General features: G+C 60.1%; 9 protein-coding genes and 1 pseudogene. All 10 read right to left on the minus strand.

Annotated elements, in window-relative coordinates:
- Positions 1–231: 231 nt before the first annotated feature.
- Positions 232–2055, minus strand: coding sequence for a TniQ family protein (locus tag RlegSU303_RS07920; RefSeq protein ID WP_168257896.1), 1824 nt, complete (start codon positions 2053–2055; stop codon positions 232–234).
- Entirely contained in the window at positions 2052–3179 is a 1128-nt protein-coding gene (locus tag RlegSU303_RS07925) for an AAA family ATPase (RefSeq protein ID WP_168257895.1), read from the minus strand. The genes RlegSU303_RS07920 and RlegSU303_RS07925 overlap by 4 nt, the downstream gene beginning before the upstream one ends.
- Positions 3180–3189: 10 nt before the next feature.
- Positions 3190–5544 (minus strand): hypothetical protein, encoded by a 2355-nt coding sequence (locus RlegSU303_RS07930; RefSeq protein ID WP_168257894.1) that lies wholly within the window; start codon positions 5542–5544, stop codon positions 3190–3192.
- Positions 5545–5554: 10 nt separating this feature from the next.
- A complete protein-coding gene (locus tag RlegSU303_RS07935; protein WP_168257893.1) occupies positions 5555–6403 on the minus strand; it encodes a hypothetical protein in 849 nt (282 codons plus the stop codon).
- An 81-nt stretch (positions 6404–6484) separates the two neighbouring features.
- The gene (locus RlegSU303_RS07940) at positions 6485–6763 is read right to left on the minus strand and encodes a hypothetical protein (RefSeq protein WP_231283624.1); all 279 of its coding nucleotides are present in this window, start codon (positions 6761–6763) and stop codon (positions 6485–6487) included.
- Between the two features lie 26 nt (positions 6764–6789).
- Complete coding sequence (locus tag RlegSU303_RS07945; RefSeq protein ID WP_131708930.1) at positions 6790–7152, minus strand: hypothetical protein; 363 nt, start codon at positions 7150–7152, stop codon at positions 6790–6792.
- A gap of 144 nt (positions 7153–7296) precedes the next feature.
- A complete protein-coding gene (locus tag RlegSU303_RS07950) occupies positions 7297–7611 on the minus strand; it encodes a hypothetical protein (protein ID WP_168257975.1) in 315 nt (104 codons plus the stop codon).
- An 11-nt stretch (positions 7612–7622) separates the two neighbouring features.
- A complete protein-coding gene (locus RlegSU303_RS07955; RefSeq protein ID WP_168257976.1) occupies positions 7623–8030 on the minus strand; it encodes a hypothetical protein in 408 nt (135 codons plus the stop codon).
- Between the two features lie 1088 nt (positions 8031–9118).
- Complete coding sequence (locus RlegSU303_RS07960) at positions 9119–11515, minus strand: DNA cytosine methyltransferase (RefSeq protein ID WP_231283625.1); 2397 nt, start codon at positions 11513–11515, stop codon at positions 9119–9121.
- A 100-nt stretch (positions 11516–11615) separates the two neighbouring features.
- A pseudogene (locus RlegSU303_RS34515) lies at positions 11616–12397 on the minus strand (IS5 family transposase).
- Positions 12398–12433 lie beyond the last annotated feature (36 nt).

Here is a 12433-nt window from a genome sequence, read left to right on the forward strand (position 1 = left end):
CTCGCATTTGGTTGGACACGACGCCGATCGATTTGAGATCTATTTGACTCTCTGCTGAGAAAACGACCTTGGTATTGGCCATTTCGCTTGTAACCTATTGATATTCGCTACAGGGATCCGAAAAACCGATCCAGAAGTGGCCGTATCGGAAGCTAAAACTGGCCAATTGAACACGGCATCAAAAAAGCCGGGCAGAACCCGGCTTCGTTGACTCTCTAATCAGTAGTTCCTTTAAACGCGCTCGATGTCCGACCTTAGGTAGAACGGCATCTCGGCCGCCACAAAGATCGGCTCAATTCCGGCATCGTCGAGATTGCGCTTCAGGTTCCAAGTACGTGTCCTTCTGCTGGTGGCGAAGTTGCCCAGTGACAGATACTGATTCATGAACGCCTCGAGCGCGCCGGGCTCGACCACAGTCTGCATGTTCCGCTTCACGGGATTGCGTCGCTTGACCGCCGGCAGCCGACCGCCCGCGATCAATGCCTTGATGATCTTGCTCGAGGCTGGAATGACCGTCTCGAGCTGACGGAGAGAGAGACAGCCATGATCGTCGCCGATTGTTTTTGCCTTGATCTCGTCCGCGTCAAGCCTGATGGCTGCGAGCCCAGTCTCGCCCGCAGCCCACGATACCTTCGCCAACGTGCCGCTGAGCACGAGTTCGATGACTTCGGCGAACGTGCAGCCCGCTTTGGACATGACCTCTCGGAGATCGCTAAGACCATTGTTGTCGGCGCGCGTGTCGGCGGCCTTCAGGCGGCGGAGCAGGGTATCGAGATCGTCCGGGGAAAACCTGCGGTCGACAGCAACTTCGGCTGATGCGCCATTGCCGCCGACGGGCTGGATGAAGCCGTGCTTCACAAGCATCTCGAATTGGACGCGCTCGGCACCAAGGTATGCTTTCGCGTCCGGCACATTGAGGCTGCTCTTGGCCACGAGGGCGAACCTTTGCATCGTTTTCGCGTCGAGTAGGATCCTTTCGAAGGTCTTCGACTTGTCTTCGGTCGGGATCAGCCCTTCGTTCACGAGCGTCTTCCGCAGCCGTTTCGGATGAACGCCGAATTCTACGGAGGCCGACTGCACGGAGTGAAGCCGCCTCTCGGTGACGGGACCGAAAAACTCGTCACCTGGCCCGAGCGGGAGACTGTCCAGGGCTACGTCCCGCATGATTTGGCGGATCGGGTCGAATGCCTTGTCCTCCGTTTCGTGCGCGAGGCGCTCGTAAAGACGGCCGAAAATCGAGCGCCCGCCCATGTCGCTCAGTTTTCCATAGAAGCACTTTACCTGTCTGCGCAGATAATTGCGGAAGTCCTGCTCCCCGCCGCGGAGGAGATCATAGCCAGCACCGGCACATGCCGACCATTCGTGTTCGTTCATGTTGGATGTGTGGAACTGGGTGCCGTGGCGCTCTGCTGTCCCGACAGTCTCGCACAAGCGAACGGCAACGTAGAGAGGTAGGCTGTCAAGCCACGCCGCTTCGGTCTGCTTTCCGCGGAGCCGTTCCTTCACGTATCGCTGGAGGCTGTCCGGCTTCATGAATTCGACGTCAGACAACATGCGTCTCACGTCGCCAAGCTGTGCGAGGTTGGCGGCAAAATCGTGGATGAAGACGGGAGGCGTGTCCTGATCACAGGTCACCAGTTGCACCCCATGGTCTTCGCAGCACCGGATCGATTTCACCAACCAGTCGATACGGCCGAAGGAGCGGAAACCGCGCCGACCACCTTTCATGCATTCGTCACCAAGCACGCAGTAGGGGCAGAACCTCAGCCGCTGCCGTTGCATGGATGCGCGGGAGAGGAGCTGTCCCGCAACCGTGCTGAAGCGGTTGTCGGTGGAGATGATCCCAGGAGTCAGGTATGAAGTTGGCACCCCAAGGACTGCGCTGAATTTGTCGATGTCATCTTTACATCCAACAGCCAGCCCCTGGAAGCGGAAACCGAGATCGACCCCGAACGAACGCGCATGACGGTACCCGCAGGCGGCTGCGAGACGAGAGCAGTAACTTGCGACGGACTCGTCAGCATTGAAGTTGATGATTTCAGACAGTCTGTTCATTGGGGACGTACTCCATATTTGGTGGCGTTCTTGCCCTTGGTCTTCAACTTGTTCTCTTCCCAAGCGCGGTCCTCGTCGCGCAGCAGAGCCGTTGCGGGATCCAGGTCCTGCCAGTTGGCTGCCGTGAAGACGTTCTTGCTGGGTCTGCATCCCGAGAACGACGCGTAGGTCTTTACGAAATCGTCGAGAAGCACGTACTGGCGGCCGTCCAGCATCGCCAGCTCGACCGCAGCCCGGATCATCTGCACAACGGATCCGAACTCCGCGTCGCCGGCGTGCATCAGGCGCTTCAGGAAGGCTCCTTGCTTCTTTTTCTCCTCCTCATGATCATCCGCACTTGTCTCCTCGAGATCGATCCGGATCTCCATGCCAGCGTGTTCGAGGACGATCGTGTTCAGGATGCTCTTGATCAAATCGGTGTTGCCCTCGGCATCGACAGTGTCGAACGGCACCACAGTGCGGCGATTGTAGAGCTGCTTGCGGGCGAGAAAGCTCGCGAGCGGCGGAACGCCGATCAGGATCAGCCGAACGGGCCAGTCCGTCATCTGGGTGAGGTTTTTGAACGCGTCGCCGATGACGGTCGCTTCCCGGACAGAGGCAGCCTCTATCGTGTGCTGCGCTTCGTCGATGACGACCCACATGACCTTGTGGACTTTCAGCAGGCGACGAAAAAGCAGCCATGCCTCGTTCTCGCGGATTCGGTCGGGCGGCGTATGCCCCAGAGCTTCGAGGCCGGCGATGGCAAGGAGGCGAGGCGTGCAAGGGGAGGGAGCCTCGATGAAGATGACGGGATGGATCCGCACCCCATCTTCATCGAAGTACGACGCCATCGCCTTGAGGTTCTGGATATGCTTCACGATCGACGTCGTCTTCCCTGCACCGGAGCGGCCGCAGACCGCCACGATGCGACGCTTGTCGGGTTTGCCCGTGATCGGGGTGGTCACGCTTGCGATGGAAGCCACAAGTGCATCCCTGAGGAGCTTGTCCCGATCCAGGGCGATGTACTCGCTGTAGAGCCGTGCGATGCGGTCGGCCACCGAAAGTCGGTCGGCACCAACCAGATCGCGGACACGGTCGATGGCGGCCTGGCTGCGCTTGGATTCGTAGTCTTCGGGCTGGGTCACGGCTTACTCCTTACTCGTCGTCGAAAATGTTGTTGCTGATGCGGAGGATGACGGTTGCGTCGTCGTTCGCCTCATCCTCCGGACTCGGTTCCTGCGGCCGCGGGAGTGCGAGCGGGGTGCCGAGGACCGGACGACCGCCGGCTTCGGCTTCCTCGCGGATGACTTTGGCGGTGCGAGTTTTCGCGTAGACGATCGGCGAGATGCGCAGCGCCGCGAACAGCTCGTCGGAGGGGCGCCATTCTCCTTCGGGCCGGGGCTCGCCCTTACGAGGAGCGTCGGTGAGATCGAACTCCCGGTCCATCTTGCGCTCGAAGCGCTGATAGTCCTCGTCGGTCAGGACTGGATTCACCAGCCCGGCCTCGAGACGCGCCATCTCGGCCTGCTGCTTCAGCCACGCGAAGGTGTCGACAAGGATCTGTCGCGAGGCCTTTGCGTTCTCGCTGTTGAAGAGCCTCAGCCGTTCGACCGCCGCAAGCCATTGCCAGATGCTGACACCTGCGAGTTCGCGATGAACGCAGGGGACCTCGATCCATCCGTTTTCGGTGAGGATCGAGACAGCGTCGAGGTTATGATTGTTCACGCGCCCCAGGACAGGCGTCTTCTTGGACTTGCGCCGGATCTGCTGCAGCTCCTTGCTCTGGAAATAGAGACCTGCGACGCGGTAGCCCTTCTTGGAGATGACGCGCTTCACATAGGTGCCGAAGAGATGGGTTCTCAGCGCTCCGGTGGGACCCGGCTGCACACCGTGGTCGCGCGCGAGTTCGAGCCAACGGTTGAAAGGCGTCGCGCCGTTCAGGCCCGTATGCGGAGCATTGTGATAACCGTCCACAGCCCAGCGGATCAGGCATTCGGCGACCAGATCCGCTACCGCGGCGGCATGGGCTTCGGAATCGTAGTCACCCTTTTCGGCGATGGATCCCCAAGTCCGGCCATCGAAATAGTTGAACATCTGATGGGAGCAGGTCTGGAACCAGCGCTCGACGAAGCCGCGCATGGAGGCCTCCCCTGCAGCGGGAAGGAAGACGGCGCAGCCCATGTCGTTGACGGCTACCCGGTAGGGGCGATGGGCGAAGTACACGGCGCTGTCGACCGCAACCGCTTCCCCGGTTCCGTGCTGCATCCACGGTGCCTGGCAGCCGAGGCGGCGGGCGATGTCCGTCTTGTCGCGCGTCGACATTTCCAGAGCCGTCATCGCCGACTTCAGAGACGGCGGCTCCGCGCTGACGTGCAGGGCGATAATGCAGCGGGTGGCAACGCAGATCATGGCGGTGATCCACAGTCGGATCCGCTTGATCTTCTTTCGCTCAGCCTTTGAGAGCGTCTTCCAGACGCCGATCTTCACCAGCAGGGTCTGGAGATCGATCTCGTGGTCGTCGCACTCGATACGCTCGAGAGCGCGGATAACGTCGATGCCGCCATGTTCGGGCTGCCACTCCTTGCGCGCGGTCTCCCGGCCGTCCCGGCCGAGTTCACGCCACATCTCCGGAAGCGCATTGTATCGATTTCGCAGCGTGTCCTCGCACGGGATGCGTAGCTGGTCCTCAGGGGCGCGCAACTTGTTCGCGGCCTCCATCAGTCCCACCATGCCCCTGTGGATCTCGGCAAGATCGGGCCCGGTAGTCGAGCAGGCAGCGCGGACGGCGTCGTTGAGATACTGAAACTCGTCCGGAGTGAAGTACTCGGGGCGCTCGCTGCGGTAGTTGTTCTTCAGGCACGTCGGATCGAACTGGTTCTCTTCCAAGGCGAGGATCCAATCTTTCACCGAGGAAGGACTGGGTTCCCACAGCTCGACCTTGGCCTTTGTCGTGTAGTTCACGCGACCCGTGGCCGTGGGCTTTCTGTTGGACCAGGCGGATCCATAAGAAATCTGCAACTCGCGCCACGCCCGAGCAATGATAGGGATTACGCGAAGGAGGGATTCTCGGGACTTGCTGACTGAAGGCGGCAGTGGAAGGCCATCGATGCGGGCCAGCCTCCGCTCTTCCCTGTTCTCTTCCCTCAGCTCAAGAAACTTGCGGACGACGAACTCTTTCCGAAGGACGTCTTCCTGGTCCTTCGGGGCAAGCACGCTTAGGCTCGATGCGCCTCGGTTTCGTGCCTTTGCCTTGTTTTCGGAATAGAACCCGAACTCGACCGTCATCGGGTTCTCGGCGCGGTTCAGGCGCTCGTTGAGGTCGGCCTGGGTGAAGCTGATGGTCGCGTTGGTCTCGTCCATCCGGCGGAGCACCGCGCCGGTACGGTCGCAGTAGAGGACGTTGTACTCGATCCCCAGATCCTTAACTCGAGCGCCCTCGGGGAACCTGATGAACGGGAGCGAGGCGGGGGCGTGCTGGAGGGCGAGAGCAGTTCGGATGTGATCCTGCATGGAAGTCTCCTTAGTGATTGTGGTTGAAGCGAACGAAGGGTGCGTCGATGAGCCTGAGGTCGGGTCGCACCGGAACGAGGGCCTCATCGTGGATCAGGCACCAGACAGCGTTTTCCGCCGCGGCCCTGTTCTCGAAGCCCGCAGTCAGAGTCATCAGGGAGACGGTGCCCTGGAACTTGGCGGCGTAGTCCCGGAGTCTTTCGTTGTCGTCTGCAACGGGGGAGTTCAGAGCGCGAAGCACGCTCTTTCCATTCCACCCGCGCGCGCCCGTGGCTTCTTCCTCGGTGACGATTGTGGCCTCGTCGGCGAAACCCTCCAATGACCCGAGGTTGATGCTGGCGATGGTTTCGGGAAGGCCGTCCTTTTCCAGAAGCCAGGACGGTCGCACGGCGACCACAATACGGTTTCGCGATGCGCACATCGTGGTCCGGTAGTCGATCGTATGCTTCTTCTCGCCGTCCTCGCACTGGACTGGAACTGCCGAAGGCTGGTCCTCGACTAGGGCGATGTGGCGAGACGCGCACAGCATGTATGCGAGGTTCATCTCATACGTGCTGCTGTACGAGATTGCCTTTCGGGTCTTGGGGTTCGTGATTGTGCCGCGCGCATGGCCCTTCGTGCGCGCCGGATACCAGCGGCTCGGGGTGGCTTCCTCGGTCGGCTGCCATAGCCATGGAATACTGACGAGGCCGGAGTAGTCCTCCTCGTCGTGCGGGTCAGCCTCGAAGGGCACGTAGCGGCCGGAGAGCGGACCCGCTGGCTTGAGGAACACGGTTTCGGTAGGTAGGGCAAGGAGAGTTCGGTCGAAGCCGGAGTCCAGTTCCTTCATATATCGGATGGCCTGACGAATGCGGGTCACGTGATGGTCCTTTGGACTCAGGACTCCGTCCCGGCGTCAGATCGCCGGGCGGAAATCCAGTTGATGGGGTGTTTCGGCGGCTTAGCGACGGCGCTTTGCTATTTTCGGGAGGCTCACGTATCCGGTGATGCAGCGGGTGCTCGGGTCAACGACTGCGACGAGACGCGGTGCCATGCGCTTGGCGCGGTTCCGCTGCTGGCGGGAGAGGACGGCCCATAGTCCCGTCGCCCGGAGAAGGAGTGGGAAGTCGAACGGAACTTCCGCGAGCCCTGGCGGGAGGCTCTGAAGAACGACGGAGTCACCAAATGTGCGCTTGTTGCTCTTGACGGCAACGATCGATGACGTTGTGTTCGTGTTCATAGTCGTCTCCTGTTCCATCATCTCGATCACTGACCGCTCATGCCCACCCAGCGCCATCCGGCGGCGAGGTCGAGAAAGTTCGTCGTCGGCCCACGCGAGACCGACATCGCTTCGAAGCCGTATGGAGGGGAGCAGCGGTTCGGGCGACGATCGTTCTTGCGGAAGCGGCGCACTACCTCGCGGAAGTGGGGGAATGAGCAGGCGCGAAGGCCGCGCTTCGCGCACTCTTCCTTCATCGCCGTGTAACCGCGGGAAGTCGTCTCCCAACCTCCGATGCGATGGCAGGGGCGGGCGAATTTCGCATAGAGCGAATACTCCTGCGGCGTGGCGTGCGCGAGGGACGCGACGATCGGGAGGGGGAGGGTGGCGGTGTACTCTGCAGTGTTCATCTCTGTCTCTACTCGGTGACTTTTGGACGTGCGCCATCAATCACCCCGGGCACGGGGCGGCAGGCATGGCTGAGGTTTCGAAGGTGCCGCTCGCGGCGTGAGCTAAATCAGGGCGGACCGCGGGCGGGTCTGGTCTTCATCAGATCAGGCATCGAACGTCTCCGAACCGACGTCGAGGAATTCGAGAAACATGCCGTAGTCGATGAGCTTCAGCTCATGGGCGCCGACCGCGCGGAGTACAGCGTTCATCGCTGTGAACACTTCGGCCATGACGGCCCAGACGTGCGGCTCGTCGCCAGGGAACTCCTCGGCGGTACGGAAGGCTTGCTTTAGAGCGCTGCACTCGAACATGAGATACTCATCGGGACGGTTCGACAGACCGGGAACTGTCCCGTGCGTCGCCACCTGGCGGGAGTCGCTGGCTTCACTCAGAAGCTTGACAAAGGGCATGTAGTCCATTGCAGATCTCCTTAGCTTTGAGGTGCGGTGGGGGCGCCAGCAGTGGCGATGTCGTCGATGCTCTGCCCGGCGTCGTGGACGATGTCCCAGAGACCGATGCCGCGGCCGTAGCGCATGTGATCGACATAGTCGGCCGGCAGGGTCCGCACGAGGCGACGGAAGTATTCGTATGAGGGGCAATTCAAGGCGATCCCCGTTAGGTTTCCGTCATGATCGAGCATCGCGCGCAGCATCTGGTAAAGGCTCCAGATGGAGGGGCGACGGGGGTGCGCATAGGCGAGGGCTGCAGAGCGATGCAGCTTTTGCTCGTCTTCGGAGAAACGTCCCATCAAACTCGGCTGGAGCCATTCACGGAGTCTGTTTCGGTAGTCGGGCTGGATCTTCTCGGAATGCGGACGCACGTGTTCGTTCTGCGGCATGGTGCAGCTCCTTTGCTGATGGTCGGATCGGTAGTGGGGATGGGCTTAGTGAGCAGTAGGCGCGGTGGTGTCGTGTGTCATCGATAGCTCCGTCTTCTCCCGATCGTGTAGACCGGATTCAGGAGGCCCACTGGACCAAAAGCGAGAATCTGCTGGCGGGATGTTTTTGGAAAAGTATGCACCAGGGACTGGCTTGTAGGATTCGGCACGCGGCGATCCTCGAGGCAACCTACTGTCTCGACCGGACGGCGGCGGGCGACCCGCTTACTTTATCGCGATGCCGTTGCGGGCCGCGAATATTCGCATGCACATGTTGGATCTCCTGAGCATGACCCATGGCGAAAGCGGCTATAGTTAACGATTAGTTCGCGCCTCTTGTCCACCAATATATTTCAACCGGTGGGTGTTGACTCCGGGTGGAACGGCGCCGTTTACTGGGTGCCCGCGCGTGCCCGTGAAGGACCGGCTGAAAATTCCTGCGCGACGCCCGGTTGTGTCGTGCGTGGCGTCCGGAGATCCTTTTCTCCATGTCGGAGGAGGACTTGATGGAACCGATTTTCATGAGGAAGCGCATGGCCCAGATCAGGAAGCACCTGGGACCGGTGTTGGAGAAGATGGGCTTGGAAGCCGCATGCTTTGATGAGAGGTGGCGTTATGTGGTGAACTTCCAGACGGATCGGAGCTTCTCGCCGATCGCGTTGGAGTTCACTCAAAAGAAGGATACCGACGATCGCAGGCCTCCGTGGTCGGAGGTTCGGATCCTGCACGCGGACTGGCGCAAGAAGAAGCTGGGCGATACCGGTTGGGTGCATCAGCGCAAGTGGGGGGAAAGACGCCTGCGGATCGAAGGCGATGTCGAAGAGATGTTCGCGGCGATCGCGCGCAAGCTTCGAACGAACAAGCTTGTTACGCTCGACAGGGAGGCGATGAAGATGGCTTGCGAGCATCTAGCCGACGTATTCTGGTCGATCGACGGGCGGATACCCGATCTGGCGGTCACAAGGATTGAGGACGAGTTTTTGCCGGGTCGTGAGGACGCGCAATTCGACGCCCTCACGTTCATCGATCACGGTGGACGGCGAATCCATCTATGCCTGCGCCAAGGTGACGGACGCGGCACCATCTACGCCGATGGCCAAGAGATCGCCCGCATACACACGGACGAACTCAGGCAGGTCGCCGAATATGCGGTCACATTGAGCACCGGGATCGATGTCGGCAAGGTTTCGCTCAGGCTCTAGCCAATCGAACACGCCTTCCGGGATTCCGTTGGGGAACAGGCGGTCCAACGCGGCGTGGTCCTCCGTCGCCTGGCGCTCCCGTTCCCACTGAATCCTTTGCAGCGTTTTTACCAAGGTCGTACGTCTCATGTGGTTCGGCTCCACCTCCTTGAGGAGGCTTCGGAGCCTGGCCTGTCGCTTCTTCATAGTCGGCTCGCTGGCAATGTCGGCGTCGCCGCGGAGCAGAGTTTCTATCTGGGTCAGTGTGTGTGCGCTTTGAGTTCCCGCGTTCAGTCGCAGATCCCCGACGCCGATTTGCCGCTCATTGACATTAGGCTTGGCCAGCGCTGCGTCGAGATCAAAGGTGATGCCCGTGAGCGCGGAGTAGATCTGCAGGGCCACGGCCTTCGCAAGGATTGGGGGCATCGCATCAGCGATCATGTCGATGTTGCCGCCGCCTTTGGCCCTGAACATCCAGCCCTTTGGAAATCCCTGGGCTCGGGCAGCGATCTCCCGGGTCATTTTTGGCCGGTAGTCGTCATTTTCATTCAGGAAATCCTCGACACGGGGTGGTGTCGCTGCGAATCCCGACCGATCGAATGGGTCGGACACCTTGGCCTCGGAATCCTTCTGACGCTCCGGCCGAGACTCCTTCCATTCCCTCGAAATCGTCGAGAGACGTGCCGTTCTCGTATACGATCGCCAAAGGGCGGCCCACTGGTCGTAATGCCACTGTGGCGTCTTCCTTGGGATCGTATGCTTCAGGTTGGCCGGGGTCTCGTGCAGAATGACAAGATCTCCGAGTGCGTCCTGGACATACCTGTCGATCGGCTTTTGAAGAGTCGGTGGGAGAAACGTACCAGGCTCGCCGAGACGAATGCCGACGAGGACAATACGCTCATCATCGCGCGGAAGGCCATAAAGCTTCATGTCGAGCAGATAGGATTCGACGGTGTAACCCAGATCACTGAGGCCGGCTTTGAATTCCGCGAGGTAGGCCACGTGAGATTCGAAGGCGAATCCCCGAGCACTCTCGATCATGAAGGCACGAGGTTGGACCACACGAACTGCGCGCAGCAGTTCCGGCACAAGATCGTCATCCCCGCTACGCTTGTCCTGTCCGGACTGCCTCGACACCATGTTGGAGGAGATGCCTCCCGCCAGGAGGTCAACGCCATGATGTCGGGCCAACTCGGCATCCGGAACATTTCTCAAGTCGGCGCAGCGGACCGGCCAGGTCGGCCAGTTGGCCTTGAGTGTGTTGGCACGCTTCCGGATCCTCTCGTATAGGGCGACATGCTCGAATCCTGCGGACATGAGCCCGATGGCCTGGCCGCCTGCGCCTGCGCCCAGCTCGAGGACACGCAACTTGCGGGGCGGACGGGAAAGACGACGCGACGGCTCTGCTTCAGGAGGCGACTGGGTGCAGATGTAGTTGAGAGCATCGATTATCTCCCAGGAAAAGATGTCGGCCGCGGCGATATCGAACGCGAAGCCTCCTTGGTGGCCGAAGCTCCCTGACGAAAGGCGCTCAAGAGCGCGATGAGATTGCTCCAGCGCAGATGCCTCCGAATCCTTGGGACCGAAAGCCTCTGGCGCGTCGCCTTTGCCAAGAATCAGTTCGAAGAGGTTGAGAACGGCCGAGGCCTTTGCAGTGACGTCCGCGTGAGCCTCGAAATATCCCGCCCGGTGCATTTCCATCTCAAATCCTTGTTGCGGGTCACCGGGTCCGAAGTGGTTAGCGAATTGTGCGGCGGCGTCGCGCAATTCATCCGCCCGGCTTTCGAGATTGCGAAGCAGGGCATGAACGTTGCGCGTTGCCAACGATTCGAGACTTGCTGACCTTGCATCCAGCGCGGCTTGTGCCGCTCCCTTCTCGATCCATCTGCGGTGACTTTCGAGGTGCTTCATCTTCGCTTCGCCGACCGGGAGGCCGGCCTTGATGGCACGGATTGCCTCTGCCCGATCCGCGTCCGATGCAGCAAAAAGCACTCGAAGGGTTTCCGCAGAGACAGCGTTTTCGAGAAGATCGGCATCTTTCTCGACAAGCTCCCCGACGGACCTAAAGAGACGGGCATCCTCTGGCGTGACGCCGACCTGCACCATCAGCAATGCCTCGGCGACATCGGGGCTCGCTTCGGTTTGAATCCGTTTGACGACCTTCGCCGCCTTGACCAGCAGCTTCGATAGCTTGTCCATGGTGCGCTTCAGCGTATCGGCGTCGTCCACAAGCTTCTGTTCGTCCGGAAATGTTTTCTCAGTCATGATGATCCCCTTTTAAGGGACCGGTAACATCGGAACGTTGCTGCGCGGAGAAGAGAGAAATTAAAATTGCAACCTTCCTCGCATTCTGGGAAGCGCCGCACTAGGTCATGTTGACAAAGTGGGGCAGCCAAATCTTCGCTGCGGCGATCGCCAGGAATGCCGCGAATGATGTTTTGGTCTTGTCGTAGCGCGTAGCGATGCGGCGGAACTGTTTGATCCGGTTGAACATCCGCTCGATGCGATTGCGATCCTTATAGGCATGATAATCGCAATTCGGTGGGTTTTTTCTGCTTGCTCGTGGCGGAATAACCGGGCGTGTTCCGTGGAAGAGAAGTTCCTGGCGGATGCTGTCGGCATCATATCCCTTGTCGGCGAGTAGACGACGAGGCCTGTTTACCGGCATTGCGAGAAGATCTGGAACGGCCAGATAGTCAGAGGCTTCGCCACCCGTCAGGACAAAGCCAAGAGGGCGGCCCTGACCGTCTGCTCGGGCGTGGATTTTTGTCGTAAAGCCGCCGCGTGATCGACCAAAAGCCTCCTTATGAGTCCCCCTTTAGCGCCCGCTGCCTGTGAATGGCCTCGAACTGTGGTGCTGTCCAGCATGTGCTGCCAATCATCTGTAAGGCCAAGCTCGACAAGCGTTTCCAAAAGTGCATCCCATACCCCTTGCTCGGCCCAGCGACGGAACCGGACGTAGACTGAATTCCACTTTCCGTATCGCTCATGCATGTCACGCCACGGGCAGCCGACCCGAAGGACATGCAACATGCCGTTCATGAACTGACGATTATCGTGCGAGGGTCGCGATTTACGGCCACGCTCTGCAGGAAGAAGTGGTTCCACGATCCGCCATTCTGCGTCGGTTAGGTCTCCACGCGCCATTGCTGCCTCCTAAAAAGCAGCCTTGAATCAGACCCT

The sequence above is a fragment of the Rhizobium sp. SU303 genome, assembly GCF_021052345.1.
Taxonomy (GTDB): Bacteria; Pseudomonadota; Alphaproteobacteria; order Rhizobiales; family Rhizobiaceae; genus Rhizobium; species Rhizobium laguerreae.